The following is a 19,463-nucleotide window of genomic DNA, read 5'->3' on the forward strand; positions in this document are numbered from 1 at the left end:
GGCGAACGGCATTCAGCGTAGACGCATTTCCCGGGTGGACCTCCGGTTCACGGAGCCGTCAGCCTTCGTACACCCGTCGACCCTTGACAAGGCACCCACTCACCCAAGAGATTGACGCGCGTAGATCCATCGACCGATTCTCCAAGCGCCTCCGGAGCTCCTTGATGCCTTCCTCCATACCGAGATCCGCGGCCGTGGCCGCCGTCGTGTCCGCCGCGCTCGCGGCCGGCCTCCTCGCGGGCTCGACCGCCTCCGCGGACACCTCGGCGGAGACCGCCGCCGGCGTCCGTGTCCACGACATCCAGGGCACCACCCGCATCTCCCCCCTCGTCGGGCAGCAGGTCACCGGTGTCACGGGCATCGTGACCGGTGTCCGGACCTACGGCTCGCGCGGATTCTGGATCCAGGACCCGCAGGCCGACGACAACCCGGCCACGAGCGAGGGCCTGTTCGTCTTCACGAGCTCCCTGCCGACCGTCGCCGTCGGCGACGCGGTCAAGGTGAACGGCACGGTCGGCGAGTACGTCCCCGGCGGCCTGAACTCCGGCAACCAGTCGCTCACCCAGATCTCCCGGCCCACCGTGACCGTGGTCTCCTCCGGCAACCCGGTCCCGGCCCCGGTGACGATCTCCGCCTTCTCCGTCCCGGACGTGTACGCCCCCGAGGGCGACCCGGCCGCCGGCGGCTCGATCAACGGCCTCCCGCTGGACCCGGAGTCGTACGCCCTGGACTTCTACGAGTCCCTGGAGGGCGCCAACGTCCGCGTCGGCTCCTCGCGGGTCGTGGGCCCCTCCACCGAGCACGGCGAGCTGTGGGTGACGGTGAAGCCTGGGGAGAACGCCAACCGCCGCGGCGGCGCGGTCTACGGCTCGTACACCGCGCAGAACACCGGTCGCCTCAAGGTCCAGTCGCTGATCCCGCTCGCCCAGCAGCCCTTCCCGACCGCGAACGTCGGGGACTGGCTGGTCGGTTCGAGCGAGGGGCCGATGGACTTCGACCAGTTCGGCGGCTACAAGGTGACCGCGCGCACCCTCGGCACGGTCGTCGACCGTGGCCTGGAGCGCGAGACCACCGACAAGCAGCACAAGAACGAGCTGGCGGTCGCGACGTACAACGTCGAGAACCTCGACCCGTCCGACCCGCAGGAGAAGTTCGACGCGCTGGCCGCGGCCGTGGTGGACAACCTCGCCTCGCCCGACATCGTCGCCCTGGAGGAGATCCAGGACAACAACGGCGCCAAGAACGACGGTACGGTCGCGGCCGACCAGACGCTGAAGAAGTTCACGGACGCGATCGTGGCCGCGGGCGGCCCGGCGTACGAGTGGCGCTCGGTCGACCCGGCGAACAACAAGGACGGCGGCGAGCCCGGCGGCAACATCCGCCAGGTCTTCCTCTTCAACCCGGAGCGGGTCTCCTTCACCGACCGCACGGGCGGCGACGCGACCGCCGCGACGGGCGTGGTGCGCGGCGAGGACGGCGGCCCGGCGCTGACGGTCTCCCCGGGCCGGATCGACCCGGCGAACACGGCGTGGGAGAACAGCCGCAAGCCGCTGGCGGGCGAGTTCACCTTCCGCGGCCGCACGGTCTTCGTGATCGCGAACCACTTCGGCTCCAAGGGCGGTGACGAGTCCCTGGTCTCGCACCACCAGCCGCCGAACCGTTCCTCCGAGGCGAAGCGCCTCCTCCAGGCGCAGGCCGTCAACGCCTTCGTCAAGGATGTCCTCGCCATCGAGAAGAACGCCGACGTCCTGGTCGTCGGTGACATCAACGACTTCGAGTTCTCGGAGACGACGCGGGCACTGACGGACGGCGGGGCGCTCTACCCGGCCGTGAAGTCGCTGCCGCGCAGCGAGCGCTACTCGTACGTCTTCCAGGGCAACAGCCAGGTTCTCGACCAGATCCTGACGAGCCCGGGGATCCGCCACTTCGAGTACGACAGCGTCCACATCAACGCGGAGTTCGCCGACCAGGACAGCGACCACGACCCGCAGGTGCTGCGCTTCCGCCCGTAGCCACGGGACACGGCTCCGTTCACACGCCCGCGCTGAGACTCAGCGCGGGCGTGTACCGGTGCATACGGCCGCCGGCCAGGCCGGGGTGGTGGTGCACGGCCGCCCACGCGTCGCTGAGCGGGGCGGCGTCCGCGTTCAGCCACTTCTCGTGGGCCCGCGCGCTCTCCCACTCGGCGTAGTTGAGGACCCCGGTGCCGTCGGTGGAGAGGTGGAAGTGGGCCGCGATCCCGCCCCGCGCCGGCCTCCTGCCGGTGTCGCTCTCCAGCGCCGTGAACACGGCGTCCACCCAGGCCCGCTGCCGCGCGGAGTCCGGCCCGTCGAACTCGACCTCGACGACGGCGAGGGCGCCGGGCACGGCCGCGGCGCTCTCCTCGCTCAGCGCGGCGGTGCGGTACGGCGGTGCGTACCGGCGGATCCCGACCCGCTCGATCCCGGGGACGGCCGCGTCGAGCTGTGCGTTGGGGCGGTCCCGCAGGGTGCGGACGTAGTCCTGGTACGCCTCCTCGTCCGTCCACTGCGAGTAGTGGAGCAGCGTGGTGCCGTCCTCGCCGGCGTACACCGCGTACGAGAGCGGTCCCGGGTCCGGCCAGTTGCGGCCCTCCCACTCCTTGCGCAGTGCCTCCACGGCGGCCTGTTGGCGTTCGGGCGTTCCGACCCGCCACGTACTGACCATGACGAGCCCGACACCGGTTCGGCGCAGGTCGGGACGGGCGTCGGGCTGGGCAACGGTGTTCATGAGGTGGTCTCCTGTCGTCGGTGTCCCCACCCTCTTGCCTCAACCATGGTTGAGGTCAAGGGGTCTTCGAGGGCTCCGGAGAGGGCCCGGCGGCCCGTGCGAGACTCCTCCCGTGATCTTCCGCCCCGCCACGCGTGCCGAACTCCCCGCCGTCCTCGCTCTCCTCGCCGACGAGGAGCAGGTCGTGGACCCCGCCTCGGTCGTCGTCACCGCGGCGTACGAGCGGGCCTTCGCGGACATCGACGGTGATCCGCGCAACGAGATGCTGGTGCTCGTGGACGGCGAGCTGGTGGTGGGGTGCCTGCAGGCGACGTACATCCCCGGTTTGGGCAAGGGCGGGGCCGAACGGTGCCTGATCGAGGCGGTACGGATCCGGGCGGACCGGCGCGGGGGCGGGCTGGGGCGGGAGCTGATGCGGCGGGCGGTGGAGCGGGCGCGGGAACGCGGCTGCGGGCTCGTCCAGCTGACCAGCGACAAGCGACGGACGGAGGCCCACCGCTTCTACGCCTCCCTGGGCTTCGCCCGCAGCCACGACGGCTTCAAGCTCCCGCTCCAGCCCCCCGCTCCAGCCTGTCTGGCTAGCTGGCCGGGCTAGCCCAGCAGATGGCCTCCGCCATCGACGAGCAGCACCTCGCCGGTGATGTACGCGGCGTTCGTCAGATCGAAGACGGCCCCGGCGATGTCCTCCGGCCGCCCCACCCGCCGCAGCGGAACCGCGCCCGCCACATGCGCCTTCGCCTCGTCCGCACCCGCCACCCCGTCGAACCAGGGGGTGTCGACGAAGCCCGGCGCGACCGCGTTGACCCGGACGTCCGGGCCGAGGGTCTTGGCCAGCAGCTTCGTCATGTGGTTGACGGCCGCCTTGGAGACGGCGTACGGGATGGAACTGCCGCCGGGGCGGACGCCGGCCTGCGAGGAGATGTTCACGACGCAGCCCGCACCGTTCGCGCGCAGATGCGGGACGGCGGCGGTGATGGTCTGCCAGACCCCGATGACGTTGACGTCGTACAGGTGCCGCCACACATCGGGCGAGGCCGCGTCGAGGTCGTCGTGGGGGATGAACCGGGTGGTGCCCGCGCAGTTCACGAGGATGTCGAGCCGGCCGTACGCCCGCACGGCGGAGGCGACGAGCCCGGCGGCCTGCGCCTCGTCGGAGACGTCGGCCTGTACGTAGACGGCGTCGGGGAGTTCGGCGGCGAGGGCTTTGCCCGCCTCGACCGACCGCGCGGAGTTGACGACGACCCGGATCCCCGCGTCGGCGAGGCGGCGGGCGACGGCGGCGCCGATGCCCGAGGACGAGCCGGTGACCAGGGCGACACGTTGTTCGCTCATGCTGTTCTCTCTCCATGTCCTCCTGTCGCGCAGGGAGATCATGCCAGAGACCCACCCACGCTTCAGTGACGCTTATCCCTCACCCCAAGCAGAACTAAGTGGACCTTCATCATCCGGGGCCCGCAGACTTTCCCGATGAGCACTCACCGCCCCTTCGGCCGGGCCCTCTGCGCGATGATCACCCCCTTCACCGCCACCGGCGAGCTCGATCTCGACGTGGCCCGCGAGCACGCCGCCCATCTGGTGTCCGAGGGCTGCGACGGCCTCGTGCTCAACGGCACCACCGGCGAGTCCCCCACCACCACGGACGCCGAGAAGGCCGCCCTGATCGAGACGGTCCGCGAGGCCGTCGGGCCGGGCCCCTCGGTCCTCGCGGGCGTCGGCACCTCCGACACCCGGCACACGGTCGAGCTCGCCCGGCAGGCCGAGAAGGCCGGAGCGGACGGACTCCTGGTCGTCACCCCGTACTACAGCCGGCCCCCGCAGGCCGCGATCGAGGCACACTTCCTCAAGGTCGCGGGCGCGACCGGCCTGCCGGTGATGCTGTACGACATCCCCGGCCGCACCGGCACCCGGATCGAGCCCGAGACGCTGATCCGGCTCGCCGCGCACCCGAGGATCGTGGCGGTGAAGGACTGTGCCTACGACCTGCTGGGCTCCGCCAAGGTGATCGCCCGCACCTCCCTCGCGTACTACTCCGGCTGCGAGGAGATGAACCTGCCCCTGTACGCGGTGGGCGGCGCCGGCTTCGTCAGCACGGTGGCGAACGTGGTGCCCCGGCAGATGCGCGCCGTCCTCGACGCCTTCGACGCGGGGGACACGGCCGGTGCGGCCCGGCTCAACGCGCTCACCCTGCCGCTCGCCGAGCTGATGATGGCCTCCGGTCTGCCGGGCACGGTGACGGCGAAGGCGCTCCTCGGCGACTACGTACGGGAACCGCTGCAGCCCGCCGACCAGGAGACGGTCGACGGGCTGCGGGCGGCGTACGAGGATCTGGTTCAGTCGTAGACGTAAGTGGTACCGAGGATCGCGGCGTGCTCCAGGACGTCCTCCAGCGGGTCGTCGATCTGACCGGTGGAGATCAGCGTCAAGTGCGGCCCGTTGTGCGAGTCGATGTGCGTCTCGTCCGCGGTGGCGGCCCCAACGGGCAGCACGACCACCGCCGCGGTCAGCGCTCCCACGATTCCGACCACGGTCGGCCTCGTCCTCATGTCGACTCCTCGCCTTGTCTGTTCGTATGACGCTGTGACTCGCGTCGTCCTGCTAACGCGAGTCACCCACGTCGGTCACGCTCAGTTGTGGCTGTGGAGGATCTCGTTGAGCCCGCCCCACACCGCGTTGTTCGGGCGGGCCTCGACGGCGCCGGTGACCGAGTTGCGGCGGAAGAGGATGTTCGAGGCGCCGGAGAGCTCACGGGCCTTGACGATCTGGCCGTCGGGCATCGTGACGCGCGTGCCGGCGGTGACGTACAGACCGGCCTCGACGACGCACTCGTCGCCGAGCGCGATGCCGACGCCCGCCTCGGCACCGACGAGACAGCGCTCGCCGATGGAGATGATCACGTTGCCGCCGCCGGAGAGGGTGCCCATGGTGGAGGCGCCGCCGCCGATGTCGGAGCCGTCGCCGACGACGACTCCGGCGGAGATGCGGCCCTCGACCATCGAGGTACCGAGGGTGCCGGCGTTGAAGTTGACGAAGCCCTCGTGCATGACGGTCGTGCCGGCGGCGAGGTGCGCGCCGAGCCGGACGCGGTCGGCGTCGGCGATCCGGACGCCGGCGGGGGCGACGTAGTCGGTCATCCGCGGGAACTTGTCGATCGAGGTCACCTGGAGGTGCAGGCCCTCGGCGCGCGCGTTGAGGCGCACCTTCTCGACGTCATCGACGGCGACCGGGCCGAGCGAGGTCCAGGCGACGTTGGCGAGCACGCCGAACATGCCGTCGAGGCTCAGGCCGTGCGGCTTGACCAGCCGGTGGCTGAGCAGGTGCAGGCGCAGGTAGGCGTCGTGCGCGTCGAGCGGCTTGTCGTCGAGGGAGGAGATGACGGTGCGGACGGCGACCACCTCGACGCCACGGCGGGCGTCCATGCCGAGGGCCTTGGCGGCGCCCTCACCAAGGGCGTCGCGGGCGGCGTCGGGGGTGAGCCGCTCGGTTCCGGCGGGCCCGGGCGCGTCGGTCAGCTCGGGGGCGGGGAACCAGGTGTCGAGAACGGTGCCGTCACCGGCGATGGTGGCGAGGCCGGCGGCGACGGCGCCGGTGGTGCGAGGAGCAGTGGTCATGCGGAAAACCTAACGTTCGCGGCCCCGCGCGGGCCAACCGGTCTCAGGTGTCGGTCGAGTCGCCTGGCGGAACCGACGAGGCCGCGGGGGCGTGGTTCGGCGGTTCCGTCGGGGTGAGGACCCGTGCCAGCATCTCGCGCGCGTACCCCTCGTCGTAGGCCCCGTCCGTGAGCAGGACCTGCACGCAGATGCCGTCCATGAGGGCGACCAGGGCGCGGGCGGTGACGGGGTCCGTCCGCCGGGACAGGGCCTCGGTGACGGCGTGCGTCCACTCGGCGGCGACCGGCCGCAGGACGGGGCGGCGCAGGGCGGCGAGGTAGAGCTCGTACTCCAACTCCACCGCCGTCCGCTCGCCGCCGATCCACTCCCCCATGAGCCGGGCGAGCGCGGCGGCGAGGTCGGCCTCCGGGTCGGCGAGCGCGCCGCTCTCGCGCAGCGCGCGGCCGAACCCCTCGTCGGCCTGGCGGAGCGCGGCGACGAGCAGTTCGTCGAGGGACGCGAAATGGTAGGTCGTGGAGCCGAGCGGGACGTCGGCCTCCGCGGCGACCGTACGGTGGCTCAGCCCGGCGATGCCCCGGGCGCCGACCACGCGCAGCGCGGCGTCGACGATCCGCTGCCGCCGCTCCGGGTCGTAGCGGCGCGGGCGGGCCATCAGTGCGCTCCGCCCAGGGTGAGGACGAGGACGCCGGCGATGATCAGGAGGACTCCGGCGACCTTGGCGAGGCTGAGGGTCTCGTTCATGAAGAGGATGCCGATGACGGCGACGGCCGCGGTGCCCACCCCGGACCAGATCGCGTACGCGGTGCCGACCTGGAGGGTCTTGAGCGCCTGGGCGAGCAGCGCGAAGGCGATCACATAGCCCGCGCCCGTGACGAGGGAGGGCCAGAGTCTGGAGAACCCGTCGCTGTGCTTCATGGAGACCGTCGCGATGATCTCCGCCGTGATGGCCCCCGCCAGCAGTCCGTATCCCATGTGTACGAGTGTACCCAGGGATATGTACGGGCGTACGCAGCGGCTGACGCTACGGTGTCCCGCATGACACATCCCTCGGGGCCGTACGGCTACGGCTACGCTCCCCCGCCCCCTCCGCCGAAGCCCGGCGTGATACCCCTGGCACCGATGGGTCTCAGCCAGATCCTGACCGGTGCCTTCGCCGCCATCGGCCGCTACTGGAAGCCGCTGCTCGGCGTCGCCGCCGCCGCGTTCGGCGCGGCCCTGCTGGTGCTCGCGGCGGCCGGCGGCATCGCGTACACCGTGGTCGCCGACCATCTGCCCGGAGTCTTCGACCTGCCGAGCGGGCAGGACCCCAGCTGGGAGGACGGCCGGCCGCTGCTGATCGCCTTCGGCTGTGTGTGGCTGATCGCCATGATCGGCATGGTGGTCGCGAGCGCGCTCGTGTACGCGGCCTGTCCGGCCGTCCTCCAGGAGGCGGTCCTCGGCCGCCGCACCACCTTCGGCGCGGTCTGGCGCCGCGCCTGGTCCCGGACGCCGGCGGTCCTGGGCACGGTCTTCCTGACGATGCTGCTGACCGTGCCGGTCCCGCTCATCGTGTTCGTGGGCACGTTCGCCGGTCTGCTGGTGGCCCTCTCGGGGTCGGGCCCGGTGGCGCTGGTGGTCCTGTCGTTCGGGGGAGCCGTGCTGGCCACCCTGCTGACCGCCCCGCTCGCCGCCTGGCTCTGGGTGAAGTTCAGCCTGGCGCCGTCGGCCGCCGTCCTCGAGGGGCAGGGCACGATGGCCGCGATGCGCCGCTCGTCCGAGCTGGTGCGCGGCTCGTGGTGGCGGATCTTCGGGTGCACGCTGGCGGCCGGCGCCATCGCGGCGGCGGTCAACTGGGGGCTCCAGCAGGTCCTGAGTCTGCTGCTGTCCGCCCCGCTGTCCTTCTCGGAAGACGCCTCGCCCGAGTCCACCGGGGAGTACCTGCTCCTCCTCGTACCCGTCCTGGTGATCGCGGTCATCGGCTCACTGGTCGGCCAGTTCGTCTCCTCGGTCTTTCCCCCGCTGGTGACCGGCCTCCTCTACATCGACCAGCGCATCCGCAAGGAGAACCTCGCCCCGGCCCTCGCCGAGGCGGCCGAGGCAGCGGCCGAAACTCCCTCGTTCAGTCGGTGAGGGACCGCTTCGGGCGCAGCACGCAGAACTCGTTGCCCTCGGGGTCGGCGAGGACGACCCAGGTCGCGTCCTCGCCCTGACCGACGTCGACCCGCCGGGCCCCGAGCCCGATGATCCTGGCCACCTCGGCGTCCCGGTCGTCGGGCGAGAGGTCGATGTGAAGCCGGTTCTTGACGGTCTTGGACTCGGGCACCGGCAGGAAGCACATCCCCGGCCAGGCGTGCTCGTCTGCTCCGATGACGATCTCGTCCTCGGCCTCGAAGAGGATCTTCCAGTCGAGGACCTGCGCCCAGAACCGGGCCTGGCCCGGAAGGTCGTGGCAATCGACGGCGAGGTGGTACATGCGAACGGCCATGCCCGCCAGTCTGCCTGGCGGGCATGGCCGATCGTGAGCACGAAACGGTCAGACGTCGAAACGGTCGGACGTCGAAACGGTCGGACGTCGAAACGGTCAGACGTTGAATCCGAGCGCGCGAAGCTGCTCGCGGCCGTCGTCCGTGATCTTGTCCGGACCCCACGGCGGCATCCAGACCCAGTTGATCTTCAGCTCGTTGACGATGCCGTCGGTGGCGGCCTTCGCCTGGTCCTCGATCACATCGGTCAGCGGACAGGCCGCGGACGTCAGGGTCATGTCCAGCGTCGCGATGTTGGAATCGTCGATGTGGATGCCGTAGATCAGACCGAGGTTGACCACGTCGATACCCAGCTCGGGGTCGACGACGTCGTACAGCGCCTCGCGGACTTCTTCTTCGGAGGCCGGCTTCATCGTGGCCTCGGCGTTCTCGGTCATGCCGACTTCCTTTCCGCGTCACCCAGAGCCTGGGCCGTCGCGTCCTTCCACGCCATCCAGCTGAGCAGCGCGCACTTCACCCGGGCCGGGTACTTGGAGACACCGGCGAACGCGACCGCGTCCTCCAGGATCTCCTCCATCGCGTCGTCCGGCTCGATCTGGCCCTTGGACTGCATCAGCTCCAGGAACGTGCCCTGGATCTTCCGCGCCTCGGTCAGCTCCTTGCCGACGAGCAGCTCGTTCAGGACCGAGGCCGAAGCCTGGCTGATCGAGCAGCCCTGACCCTCGTAACTGACGTCCGCGATCCGCGACCCGTCGTACTTCACACGGAGCGTGATCTCGTCGCCGCACGTCGGGTTGACGTGGTGCACCTCGGCGTCGCCGTCCCGAAGACCGCGCCCGTGCGGGTGCTTGTAGTGGTCCAGGATGACGTCCTGGTACATCGAATCCAGCTTCACGAGATCCCCTAGCCGAAGAAGTTCCGTACGTGCTCCAGACCCTCGACCAAGGCGTCGACCTCGGCCGGGGTGGAGTACAGATAGAACGACGCTCGCGTGGTCGCAGGAATTCCGTACCGCAGGCAGACCGGCCGCGCGCAGTGGTGGCCGACCCGGACCGCGATGCCCTGCTCGTCGAGCACCTGGCCCACGTCGTGCGGGTGGATGTCGCCGAGCACGAAGGAGATCGCCGCGCCGCGGTCCTCGGCCGTGGTGGGGCCGATGATCCGCAGGTCCGGAACCTCCTGGAGGCGACGGACGGCGTATTCGGTGATCGCGTGCTCGTGGCGCGCGATGTTCTCCATGCCGATCGCCGAGAGGTAGTCCACGGCCGCGCCGAGGCCGACGGCCTGCGCGATCGGGGGCGTACCCGCCTCGAACTTGTGCGGGGCCGGCGCGTACGTCGAGGAGTTCATCGTGACGGTCTCGATCATCTCGCCGCCGCCGAGGAACGGAGGCAGGTCCTCCAGGAGCTCCTGCCGTCCCCACAGCACGCCGATGCCGGTCGGGCCGACCATCTTGTGGCCGGTGAAGGCCACGAAGTCGGCCTGCAGCGCCTGCACGTCGAGCACCATGTGCGGGGCGGCCTGCGAGGCGTCGATGCAGACGAGCGCACCGACCTGCTGGGCGCGACGGATGATCGTCTCGACCGGGTTGATCGTGCCCAGCAGGTTTGAGACCAGCGTGAAGGAGACGATCTTGGTCTTCTCGGTGATGACCTCTTCGATGTTCGACAGGTCGAGACGACCGTCGTCGGTGAGGCCGAACCACTTCAGCTTCGCGCCGGTGCGCTGCGAGAGCAGCTGCCACGGCACGATGTTGGAGTGGTGCTCCATCTCCGTGATGGCGATCTCGGTCTCGTGGTCCACGCGGTAGGGCTCGTCGGCCCAGCCCAGCATGTTGGCCACGAGGTTGAGCGACTCGGAGGCGTTCTTGGTGAAGATCACCTCGTCGCGGCTCGGCGCGTTGATGAACGCCGCGACCTTGTCACGGGCGCCCTCGTACAGCGCCGTCGCCTCCTCGGCGACCGTGTAGACGCCGCGGTGGACATTGGCGTTGTGGCGCTCGTAGTAGGTGTTGAGCGCGTCGAGCACCTGGCGCGGCTTCTGCGAGGTCGCCGCGGAGTCGAGGTACACGATCTTCTTGCCGTCGTGGACCGTGCGATCCAGGAGCGGGAAGTCCTTGCGGATCGCCTCGGTGTCGAGGAGGCCGGAGAGCCCCTGATGGGCAGATGTCACGCGGATGCGCCACCCTTCGTGCTGTACGACTCGTAGCCCTCGTTCTCCAGCTTGTCGGCGAGCTCGGCGCCGCCGGACTCGACGATGCGGCCGCCGGAGAAGACGTGCACGAAGTCGGGCTTGATGTAGCGGAGGATCCGCGTGTAGTGCGTGATCAGCAGCGTGCCGACCTCACCGGTCTCACGGACGCGGTTGACGCCGTCGGAGACCTGACGCAGCGCGTCGACGTCCAGGCCGGAGTCGGTCTCGTCGAGAATCGCGATCTTCGGCTTGAGAAGCTCCATCTGGAGGATCTCGTGGCGCTTCTTCTCACCGCCGGAGAAGCCCTCGTTGACGTTGCGCTCGGCGAAGGCCGGGTCCATCTGGAGCTGCTCCATCGCGGACTTGACCTCCTTCACCCAGGTACGCAGCTTGGGGGCCTCGCCGCGGATCGCCGTCGCCGACGTGCGCAGGAAGTTGGAGACGGAGACACCAGGGACCTCGACCGGGTACTGCATGGCCAGGAACATGCCGGCGCGGGCACGCTCGTCGACCGACATCTCCAGGACGTCCTCACCGTCGAGCGTGACGGTGCCGCTGGTGATCGTGTACTTCGGGTGCCCGGCGATCGAGTAGGCCAGGGTCGACTTGCCGGAGCCGTTGGGGCCCATGATGGCGTGGGTCTCGCCCTGCTTCACGGTCAGGTCGACGCCCTTGAGGATCTCCTTCGTGCCGTTCTCGACGACGACGGAGACGTGCAGGTCGCGGATTTCAAGCGTTGCCATGGGTGACTCAGGACTCCTGGGTGACGGAGACGAGCACATCGTCCCCTTGGATCTGTACGGGGTATACGGGGACGGGGCGCGTCGCGGGAAGGCCGGACGGCTTACCGGTGCGGAGGTCGAAGCTGGAGCCGTGCAGCCAGCACTCGATGGCGCAGTCCTCGACCTCGCCCTCGGAGAGGGAGACGTTCGCGTGCGAGCAGATGTCGTTGATCGCGAACACCTCGCCCTCGGTGCGCACGACCGACACCGGCGTGCCGTCGACCTCGACCCGCTTCGGGGTGTCGGCCTCCAGCTCGCTCAGTGCGCAGACTCGGACGAAGGACATCAGACGGACGCCTCCAGCTCGGCCTCGATCTTGGCGATGAGGCGCTCCTCGACGTCCGGCAGACCGATCTGCTGGACCAGCTCGGCGAAGAAGCCGCGGACGACGAGGCGGCGGGCCTCGTACTCCGGGATGCCGCGAGCCATCAGGTAGAAGAGCTGCTCGTCGTCGAAGCGGCCGGTGGCCGAGGCGTGACCGGCGCCGGCGATCTCACCGGTCTCGATCTCCAGGTTCGGCACGGAGTCGACGCGGGCGCCGTCCGTCAGGACCAGGTTCCGGTTCAGCTCGTACGTGTCCGTGCCCTCGGCGGCGGCCTGGATGAGGACGTCGCCGATCCATACGGCGTGGGCGTCCTGGCCCTGCAGCGCGCCCTTGTAGGCCACGTTGGACTTGCAGTGCGGGGTGTTGTGGTCGACCAGGAGGCGGTGCTCCTGGTGCTGCCCGGCGTCGGTGAAGTACAGGCCGAAGAGCTCGGCCTCACCGCCGGGGGCCGCGTACGCCACCCGCGGGTGGATGCGGACGACGTCGCCGCCGAAGGTGACCACGACGGACTTGAAGGAGGCGTCACGGCCGACCAGCGCGTTGTGCTGGGCGACGTGGACGGCCTTCTCGTCCCAGTCCTGGACGGAGACCACGGTGAGCTTCGCGCCGTCGCCGAGGAGGTAGTCGACGTTGGCGGCGAGCACCGCGTCACCGGTGTGGTCGATGACCACGACGGCCTCGGCGAAGGCACCGAGCTCGATCACCTGGTGGCCGAAGGCGACCCCGCCCTGACCGTGCACCGCGATGCGGATCGGCTCGGTGAGGACGGCCTCCTTGGCGACGGTGACGACCGAGGCCTTCTCGAAGGAGGAGTACGCCTGGGCGGCGACGCGGTCGACGGGCTTGCCCGCCTTGCCGAGGCGCGCGTCGTCACGGCCGACGGTCTCCACGGTGACGCCCTCGGGGGCCTCGATCTCGACCTTGACGCCCTCGCCGGACGCGACGGCGGTGCCGTCGTGCAGTCCGCGCAGGCGCTCCAGGGGAGTGAACCGCCACTCCTCCTCGCGGCCGCGCGGGACGGGGAAGTCCGCGACGTCGAAGGACGGGGGCGCGCTCATGCGCGTGGCGACGGTGGACTCGGCGGCCACCGCGATCGAGCCGGCGGTGGTGGAGCCCGCCGGGATGTTCTGAGCCTCAGCCATGGCTGTCGTGTTGCTCTCTTCCTGCCTCGTCGTACGCGCCCGCCGCGTGCGGGCGGCCGGTCCGGCCGGGCGCCTTTCGGTGCCGGCCGGGACCCAGCCGCCGTGCGGCGGGCTCGCGGGGCTCAGCGACTGAGCCCGGGTCGTTTGCCTGGTCCGCGGGGCGTGCTAGCCCACGGAGCCTTCCATCTGCAGCTCGATCAGCCGGTTGAGCTCCAGCGCGTACTCCATCGGCAGCTCCTTGGCGATCGGCTCGACGAAGCCGCGCACGATCATCGCCATCGCCTCGAACTCGGTCATGCCGCGGCTCATCAGGTAGAAGAGCTGGTCCTCGGAGACCTTGGAGACGGTGGCCTCGTGACCCATAGAGACGTCGTCCTCGCGCACGTCCACGTACGGGTACGTGTCCGAGCGGGAGATCGTGTCGACGAGCAGCGCGTCGCAGAGCACGTTCGACTTGGAGCCGGGCGCACCCTCGCCGATCTCGATGAGACCGCGGTAGGAGGTGCGGCCGCCGCCTCGCGCCACCGACTTGGAGACGATGTTGGAGGAGGTGTTCGGGGCCATGTGGACCATCTTGGCGCCGGCGTCCTGGTGCTGGCCCTCGCCCGCGAAGGCGATGGACAGGGTCTCGCCCCTGGCGTGCTCGCCCATCAGGTAGACGGCCGGGTACTTCATGGTGACCTTGGAGCCGATGTTGCCGTCGACCCACTCCATGGTCGCGCCCTCATAGGCCACGGCGCGCTTGGTGACCAGGTTGTAGACGTTGTTCGACCAGTTCTGGATCGTCGTGTAGCGGCAGCGGCCGCCCTTCTTCACGATGATCTCGACGACCGCCGAGTGCAGCGAGTCGGAGGAGTAGATCGGGGCGGTGCAGCCCTCGACGTAGTGGACGTAGGCGTCCTCGTCGACGATGATCAGCGTCCGCTCGAACTGGCCCATGTTCTCCGTGTTGATACGGAAGTAGGCCTGCAGCGGGATCTCGACGTGCACGCCCTTCGGCACGTAGATGAACGATCCGCCGGACCACACGGACGTGTTCAGCGAGGCGAACTTGTTGTCGCCGACCGGGATGACCGTGCCGAAGTACTCGCGGAAGAGCTCCTCGTGCTCCTTCAGCGCGGTGTCGGTGTCGACGAAGATGACGCCCTGCTCCTCCAGGTCCTCACGGATCTGGTGGTAGACGACCTCGGACTCGTACTGGGCCGCGACACCGGCGACGAGGCGCTGCTTCTCCGCCTCCGGGATGCCGAGCTTGTCGTACGTGTTCTTGATGTCCTCGGGCAGTTCCTCCCACGAAGCGGCCTGCTTCTCAGTGGAGCGCACGAAGTACTTGATGTTGTCGAAGTCGATGCCCGACAGGTCGGAGCCCCAGCTGGGCATGGGCTTCTTGTCGAAGAGGCGCAGACCCTTCAGCCGCAGCTTGAGCATCCACTCCGGCTCGTTCTTCTTCTCGGAGATGTCGCGGACGACGGCCTCGGAGAGACCGCGCTTGGCGGTGGCACCGGCCGCGTCCGAGTCGGCCCAGCCGTACTCGTACCGACCCAGGCCCTCGAGCTCGGGGTGGCTGATCTCGGTGGTCATGCGGGGTTCCTCCCGGCCGTGCTTGCGGATGCTTCTGATGGGGTGGTCTGTGGGGCGCTGTGCGGGATGAACGTGGTGCAGACGCCGTCACCATGCGCGATGGTGGCCAGACGCTGGACATGCGTTCCCAAGAGGCGGGAGAAGATCTCCGTCTCCGCCTCGCACAGCTGGGGGTACTGCTCGGCGACGTGGGCGACCGGGCAGTGGTGCTGGCAGAGCTGCTCGCCGACCGGCGCGTTCCGCGCAGTGGCAGCGTACCCGTCGGCACTGAGGGCCTTGGCAAGCGCCTCGGTGCGCTGGTCGGGGCCCGCCGATTCGACGGCCTCGCGGTAGGTCTCCGCCTGCGCTTCGAGCCGGTCGCGGGCGAAGGCGGCCACGGCCGCTTCCCCTCCGGCATTCTTCTCGATCCAGCGCAGGGCGTCGACGGCCAGCGAGTCGTACGACTGGTCGAAGGCGTCCCGGCCGCAGTCGGTCAGCGCGAAGACCTTGGCGGGGCGACCACGGGTGCGGGCGCCGTAGACCCGCTTCTCGCGGGCTTCGACGACGTTCTCCGCGACGAGCGAGTCGAGGTGCCGGCGCACGGCCGCCTGGGTGAGGCGGAGCCGCTGCGCGAGGTCGGCGACCGTCGACGGCCCGTGGTCCAGGATGGACCGCGCGACCCGGTTGCGCGTGGATCGCTCACCGGTCGCGAGTTCCTCCACCGGAGCCGCGTCGACGTTTTTCACAACGCCATTGTTGCGTAATTCCTTCGGGAGTGACAAGCGACGTCCACACCGGGCGCGGTGCCGTGCATCACTCAGGTAAGGCTTACCTGACCTGCGGAAACGATCACCGCGGCGCTCACCGAGGGGTGCCCTCGCCGCCCGCGGGAGGCAGCGCCGTCCGCCCTCTCGCGGCCACCGCGCGGGCGAAGGAGGCCGCGTCGCGGACGGCCGCGCCCCCCGGGTCGTTGTTGAGGAACACGTACACGTCGGCGGCGTCCGGCCAGGTCGCGGCGAGCCGGTCCGCCCAGGTGGCGAGGGCCTGCCGCCCGTAGGCCGGCCAGGGCTTCGCGCGCCCTTCGTGGAGGCGCAGATAGCCCCAGTCCGTCGTCCGCCACAGCGGGGTCACGGGCCGTGATCCCCGGTCCGCCCAGCACAGCGCGGCACCCCGGTCCACGAGGACCGACGCGATCCCGTCGGTCCACCAGGAGTCGTGCCGGGGTTCGACCGCCACCCGCACCGCGCGCGGGAAGCGGGCGAGCACGGCGTCAAGGAGTCCGGCGTCGGCGCGGAGCGTGGGCGGCAGCTGGAGCAGGACGGGCCCGAGGCGGTCCCCCAGCGCCTCGGCCCGGCCCATCAGCCGCTCCACCGGTTCCTCGGGCTCCTTCAGCCGCTTGACATGGGTGAGGAAACGGCTGGCCTTCACCGCCATGACGAACCCCTCGGGCGTGCGGTCCCGCCACTCCGCGAAGGTCCGGCGCTCGGGGAGCCGGTAGAAGGCGTTGTTGTTCTCCACGGCGACGAACCGGCGCGCGTACTCCTCCAGCCACAGCCGCTGGGGCACGCCCTCGGGGTAGAGGACGCCGCGCCAGTCCCGGTACTGCCATCCGGAGGTACCGACGAACACGGGCATACCGTGCCCCTTCCCCCGACGGTGCGGCTCATCCGGTCCGCGCCCGTCAAGGGCGGGGGCGGGGGCCCGAGGCCGGGGGGCGGGGGCCGGGGGGCGGGGGCCGGAGGGCCCGGCGAGGTCCTTAGACTTCCCGGCATGCGAAACGAGTCCGTCGTCCAGATTCGCGGCCTGGTCAAGCGGTACGGGACGAAGACCGCCGTCGACGGCCTCGACCTCGATGTGCGGGCGGGCACCGTGACCGCCGTCCTCGGCCCCAACGGGGCCGGGAAGACCACCACGATCGAGACCTGCGAGGGCTACCGGAAGGCGGATGCCGGCACCGTCCGCGTCCTCGGTCTCGACCCGGTCGCCGACGCGGGCGCCCTGCGCCCCCGGATCGGCGTGATGCTCCAGTCCGGCGGCGTCTACTCCGGCGCCCGCGCCGACGAGATGCTCCGCCACATGGCGAAGCTGCACGCCCACCCGCTGGACGTGGACGCGCTGATCGAGCGCCTCGGGCTCGGCTCCTGCGGCCGGACCACCTACCGCAGGCTCTCCGGCGGCCAGCAGCAGCGCCTCGCGCTCGCCATGGCCGTCGTCGGCCGCCCCGAGCTGGTCTTCCTCGACGAGCCGACCGCCGGACTCGACCCGCAGGCCCGCCACGCCACCTGGGACCTCGTCCGCGAGCTGCGCACCGACGGCGCCACCGTCGTCCTCACCACGCACTTCATGAACGAGGCCGAGGAGCTGGCGGACGACGTCGCCATCATCGACGGCGGCCGGGTCGTCGCCCAGGGCAGCCCCGAGGAGCTGTGCCGCGGCGGCGCCGAGAACACCCTGCGCTTCACCGGCCGCCCCGGGCTCGACCTCGGCTCCCTGCTGAAGGCGCTGCCCGACGGCACGGCGGCCGCGGAACTCACCCCCGGCGCGTACCGGATCAGCGGCGAGGTGGACCCGCAGCTGCTCGCCACCGTCACCAGCTGGTGCGCCCAGCACGGCGTGATGCCGTCGGGCATCTCGGTGGAGCGCCACACCCTCGAAGACGTCTTCATGGAACTGACCGGCAAGGAGCTGCGCACATGAGCACCGGTACGTACGCGCCGAAGCCGGGAGCGGCCCCCGTCGGCCGGATGATCGCGGCGCAGACGGTCCTGGAGACGAAGATGCTGCTGCGCAACGGCGAGCAGCTGCTCCTCACGGTGATCATCCCCTCGCTGCTGCTGGTGCTGTTCTCGACCGTCGACATCGTCGACACGGGCACCGACAAGGCCGTCGACTTCCTCGCCCCCGGCGTCCTCGCACTCGCCGTGATGTCCACCGCCTTCACCGGCCAGGCCATCGCGACCGGCTTCGAGCGCCGGTACGGGGTGCTCAAGCGGCTCGGTGCCTCACCGCTCCCCCGCTGGGCGCTGATGACCGCCAAGACGCTGTCCGTCCTGGTCACCGAGGTGCTCCAGGTCGCGCTCCTGACGGCGATCGCATTGGGGCTCGGCTGGTCCCCGCAGGGCGGCGCCGGCTCCGTGGCGCTGCTGCTCGTCCTCGGCACGGCCGCCTTCTCGGGCCTCGGCCTGCTGATGGCCGGCACGCTGCGGGCGGAGGCCACGCTGGCGGGCGCGAACCTGGTCTTCCTGCTGCTCCTGGTGGGCGGCGGGGTGATCGTGCCCCTGGAGAAGTTCCCGGACGCGGCGCGCTCGGTCCTGGAGCTGCTGCCGATCTCGGCGCTCTCGGACGGGCTGCGGGACGTGCTCCAGGGCGGCGCCGGGATGCCGTGGGCGCAGGCGCTGGTCCTCGCCGTGTGGGCGGTGCTCGGGCTCGGCGCGGCGGCCAGGTTCTTCCGCTGGGAGTAGTCGGAGGGTGACGTTCAGGGACATTCCTCCGCGTACCCACCCCCTCGTGAAAGCGTGCACAAGCCCCGTCCTACGATAGGGCGCGTGTTGACCCCCCTCGCCTCCATCGCCAGGCGCTGGACCCCGTCCCCCCGGACGCTCCGGCGCGCCGCGCTCTCCGCCGTCGTGATGAGCGTGATCATCATCGTCACGGGAGGCGCGGTCCGGCTGACGGGCTCAGGTCTCGGCTGCGACACCTGGCCCAAGTGCACGGACGACAGCCTCATCGTGACGCCCGAGCAGGGCTACCGCGGCGTGATCGAGTTCGGCAACCGGATGCTGACGTACGTCCTGTCGGCCGCGGTCGGCTGGGCCATCGTCGCGGCCCGCTCCACCAAGCCGTGGCGGCGGGGCCTGACCCGGCTCGGCTGGGCGCAGTTCTGGATCGTCGCGAGCAACGCGGTCCTCGGCGGCATCACCGTGTGGATGGGCCTGAACCCGTGGACCGTGGCCGGTCACTTCCTGGCCGCCACCACGCTCCTGACCGTCGCCGTGATCACCTGGCAGCGGACCCGCGAGGGCGACACCGCTCCCCGGCCGCGGGTGCCGGGCCCGGTGCGCAAGCTCTCCTGGGCGATCATCACGGCGTCGGCCCTCGTGATCGTCCTCGGCACCGGCGTCACCGGCTCGGGCAAGCACGCCGGTGACAGCAGCGCCGTCCCGCGGATGCCGTGGGACTGGACCGTCGCCGCCCACCTGCACGCCATCGCCGCCTGGATCGTCTGCGCGCTCGCGCTCGCGATGTGGCTGGTGCTGCGGGTGGTGGACGCACCCGACGACACCCGCGCCCGCGCGCGTGACCTGCTGATCGTGCTGCTCGCGCAGGGCGGGATCGGCTACCTCCAGTACTTCACCGGCGTCCCCGAGCTCCTGGTCGGCGCGCACATGCTCGGCTCCGCGCTGATGTGGATCGCCGTGCTCCGCCTGGCCCTGAGCCTGCGCGAGCGCCCGATGACGACCCCCGGCATCCCGGCCCAGGACGACTCGGCCCTGACACCGGCGTAGCCGCGCGACGGTCCCGAGTACGTCGGCCGACCGACGCCGACGTCGTCTCCATCGACCTCCGCCCAGGTGCCGGCATGGCCGCCCGGGCCTGGCTCCCTCGCGGCTGCGCCTCACCGCGGTCGCGGGCTTCGCCTCGCC

At 70.6% G+C, this 19,463-nt stretch carries 23 protein-coding genes; 7 read left to right on the plus strand and 16 right to left on the minus strand.

The window, feature by feature from the left end; genetic code table 11:
- Window positions 1-164: 164 nt before the first annotated feature.
- The gene (locus tag ACFYV5_RS25240; protein WP_389172145.1) at window positions 165-2,012 is read left to right on the plus strand and encodes an endonuclease/exonuclease/phosphatase family protein; all 1,848 of its coding nucleotides are present in this window, start codon (window positions 165-167) and stop codon (window positions 2,010-2,012) included.
- 19 nt (window positions 2,013-2,031) lie between these two features.
- Here ACFYV5_RS25240 and ACFYV5_RS25245 read toward each other — a convergent pair whose 3' ends face one another.
- Window positions 2,032-2,748, minus strand: coding sequence for an antibiotic biosynthesis monooxygenase (locus ACFYV5_RS25245; protein ID WP_389172147.1), 717 nt, complete (start codon window positions 2,746-2,748; stop codon window positions 2,032-2,034).
- 112 nt (window positions 2,749-2,860) lie between these two features.
- Between ACFYV5_RS25245 and ACFYV5_RS25250 the strand changes: the two genes are divergently transcribed.
- Window positions 2,861-3,343: a GNAT family N-acetyltransferase gene (locus ACFYV5_RS25250; RefSeq protein ID WP_389172149.1), complete on the plus strand. Its 483-nt coding sequence runs from the start codon at window positions 2,861-2,863 to the stop codon at window positions 3,341-3,343.
- On the opposite strand, the gene ACFYV5_RS25255 is transcribed toward ACFYV5_RS25250, so the two are convergent.
- Window positions 3,340-4,080, minus strand: a complete 741-nt coding sequence (locus tag ACFYV5_RS25255) for a glucose 1-dehydrogenase (protein WP_355111401.1) — start codon at window positions 4,078-4,080, stop codon at window positions 3,340-3,342. The genes ACFYV5_RS25250 and ACFYV5_RS25255 overlap by 4 nt on opposite strands.
- 135 nt (window positions 4,081-4,215) lie before the next feature.
- Here ACFYV5_RS25255 and dapA point away from each other — a divergent pair, with 135 nt between their 5' ends.
- Window positions 4,216-5,088 carry a 4-hydroxy-tetrahydrodipicolinate synthase gene (gene dapA, locus ACFYV5_RS25260; RefSeq protein WP_355111399.1) on the plus strand — a complete coding sequence of 291 codons (873 nt, stop codon included), beginning with the start codon at window positions 4,216-4,218 and terminating at the stop codon, window positions 5,086-5,088.
- Here dapA and ACFYV5_RS25265 read toward each other — a convergent pair.
- From ACFYV5_RS25265 to ACFYV5_RS25280, 4 genes are all read right to left on the minus strand, one after another.
- Entirely contained in the window at window positions 5,079-5,291 is a 213-nt protein-coding gene (locus ACFYV5_RS25265; RefSeq protein WP_355111398.1) for a hypothetical protein, read from the minus strand. The genes dapA and ACFYV5_RS25265 overlap by 10 nt on opposite strands.
- An 81-nt stretch (window positions 5,292-5,372) precedes the next feature.
- Window positions 5,373-6,356, minus strand: coding sequence for a 2,3,4,5-tetrahydropyridine-2,6-dicarboxylate N-succinyltransferase (gene dapD / locus ACFYV5_RS25270; RefSeq protein WP_355111396.1), 984 nt, complete (start codon window positions 6,354-6,356; stop codon window positions 5,373-5,375).
- 43 nt (window positions 6,357-6,399) lie between these two features.
- A complete protein-coding gene (locus ACFYV5_RS25275) occupies window positions 6,400-7,008 on the minus strand; it encodes a TetR/AcrR family transcriptional regulator (RefSeq protein WP_389172153.1) in 609 nt (202 codons plus the stop codon).
- Window positions 7,008-7,328 carry a multidrug efflux SMR transporter gene (locus tag ACFYV5_RS25280; RefSeq protein WP_355111392.1) on the minus strand — a complete coding sequence of 107 codons (321 nt, stop codon included), beginning with the start codon at window positions 7,326-7,328 and terminating at the stop codon, window positions 7,008-7,010. The genes ACFYV5_RS25275 and ACFYV5_RS25280 overlap by 1 nt, the downstream gene beginning before the upstream one ends.
- 63 nt (window positions 7,329-7,391) lie before the next feature.
- Here ACFYV5_RS25280 and ACFYV5_RS25285 point away from each other — a divergent pair, with 63 nt between their 5' ends.
- Window positions 7,392-8,465, plus strand: a complete 1,074-nt coding sequence (locus ACFYV5_RS25285) for an oxidoreductase (protein ID WP_389172155.1) — start codon at window positions 7,392-7,394, stop codon at window positions 8,463-8,465.
- Here ACFYV5_RS25285 and ACFYV5_RS25290 read toward each other — a convergent pair.
- The 10 genes from ACFYV5_RS25290 to ACFYV5_RS25335 all read right to left on the minus strand — a co-directional run bounded on the left by ACFYV5_RS25290 (window position 8,455) and on the right by ACFYV5_RS25335 (window position 16,455).
- A complete protein-coding gene (locus ACFYV5_RS25290) occupies window positions 8,455-8,820 on the minus strand; it encodes a VOC family protein (RefSeq protein ID WP_389172157.1) in 366 nt (121 codons plus the stop codon). The genes ACFYV5_RS25285 and ACFYV5_RS25290 overlap by 11 nt on opposite strands.
- A gap of 96 nt (window positions 8,821-8,916) precedes the next feature.
- Entirely contained in the window at window positions 8,917-9,255 is a 339-nt protein-coding gene (locus ACFYV5_RS25295; RefSeq protein WP_355111388.1) for a metal-sulfur cluster assembly factor, read from the minus strand.
- Entirely contained in the window at window positions 9,252-9,713 is a 462-nt protein-coding gene (gene sufU, locus ACFYV5_RS25300) for a Fe-S cluster assembly sulfur transfer protein SufU (protein ID WP_389172159.1), read from the minus strand. The genes ACFYV5_RS25295 and sufU overlap by 4 nt, the downstream gene beginning before the upstream one ends.
- 8 nt (window positions 9,714-9,721) lie before the next feature.
- Window positions 9,722-10,990: a cysteine desulfurase gene (locus tag ACFYV5_RS25305; RefSeq protein WP_355111385.1), complete on the minus strand. Its 1,269-nt coding sequence runs from the start codon at window positions 10,988-10,990 to the stop codon at window positions 9,722-9,724.
- Window positions 10,987-11,754 (minus strand): Fe-S cluster assembly ATPase SufC, encoded by a 768-nt coding sequence (sufC, locus tag ACFYV5_RS25310; RefSeq protein ID WP_355111383.1) that lies wholly within the window; start codon window positions 11,752-11,754, stop codon window positions 10,987-10,989. Before sufC ends, ACFYV5_RS25305 begins: the two co-directional genes overlap by 4 nt.
- Window positions 11,755-11,761: 7 nt before the next feature.
- Window positions 11,762-12,079 carry a bifunctional 3-phenylpropionate/cinnamic acid dioxygenase ferredoxin subunit gene (locus ACFYV5_RS25315; RefSeq protein ID WP_355111381.1) on the minus strand — a complete coding sequence of 106 codons (318 nt, stop codon included), beginning with the start codon at window positions 12,077-12,079 and terminating at the stop codon, window positions 11,762-11,764.
- Window positions 12,079-13,260, minus strand: a complete 1,182-nt coding sequence (sufD, locus tag ACFYV5_RS25320; protein WP_389172162.1) for a Fe-S cluster assembly protein SufD — start codon at window positions 13,258-13,260, stop codon at window positions 12,079-12,081. The genes ACFYV5_RS25315 and sufD overlap by 1 nt, the downstream gene beginning before the upstream one ends.
- A gap of 165 nt (window positions 13,261-13,425) precedes the next feature.
- Window positions 13,426-14,841, minus strand: a complete 1,416-nt coding sequence (gene sufB / locus ACFYV5_RS25325) for a Fe-S cluster assembly protein SufB (protein ID WP_355111377.1) — start codon at window positions 14,839-14,841, stop codon at window positions 13,426-13,428.
- Window positions 14,838-15,566 carry a metalloregulator ArsR/SmtB family transcription factor gene (locus tag ACFYV5_RS25330; RefSeq protein ID WP_355111376.1) on the minus strand — a complete coding sequence of 243 codons (729 nt, stop codon included), beginning with the start codon at window positions 15,564-15,566 and terminating at the stop codon, window positions 14,838-14,840. The genes sufB and ACFYV5_RS25330 overlap by 4 nt, the downstream gene beginning before the upstream one ends.
- A gap of 115 nt (window positions 15,567-15,681) precedes the next feature.
- Window positions 15,682-16,455, minus strand: coding sequence for a DUF72 domain-containing protein (locus ACFYV5_RS25335; protein WP_389172165.1), 774 nt, complete (start codon window positions 16,453-16,455; stop codon window positions 15,682-15,684).
- Window positions 16,456-16,590: 135 nt separating this feature from the next.
- On the opposite strand from ACFYV5_RS25335, the gene ACFYV5_RS25340 reads away from it, so the two are divergent.
- The 3 genes from ACFYV5_RS25340 (at window position 16,591) to ACFYV5_RS25350 (ending at window position 19,325) form a co-directional block, all read left to right on the plus strand.
- Window positions 16,591-17,517: an ABC transporter ATP-binding protein gene (locus ACFYV5_RS25340; RefSeq protein ID WP_355111373.1), complete on the plus strand. Its 927-nt coding sequence runs from the start codon at window positions 16,591-16,593 to the stop codon at window positions 17,515-17,517.
- Complete coding sequence (locus ACFYV5_RS25345) at window positions 17,514-18,281, plus strand: ABC transporter permease (RefSeq protein WP_389172167.1); 768 nt, start codon at window positions 17,514-17,516, stop codon at window positions 18,279-18,281. Before ACFYV5_RS25340 ends, ACFYV5_RS25345 begins: the two co-directional genes overlap by 4 nt.
- 75 nt (window positions 18,282-18,356) lie before the next feature.
- Window positions 18,357-19,325 (plus strand): heme A synthase, encoded by a 969-nt coding sequence (locus ACFYV5_RS25350; protein ID WP_389172577.1) that lies wholly within the window; start codon window positions 18,357-18,359, stop codon window positions 19,323-19,325.
- Window positions 19,326-19,463 lie beyond the last annotated feature (138 nt).

The organism is Streptomyces sp. NPDC003035, assembly GCF_042888285.1.
Lineage (GTDB): Bacteria > Actinomycetota > Actinomycetes > Streptomycetales > Streptomycetaceae > Streptomyces.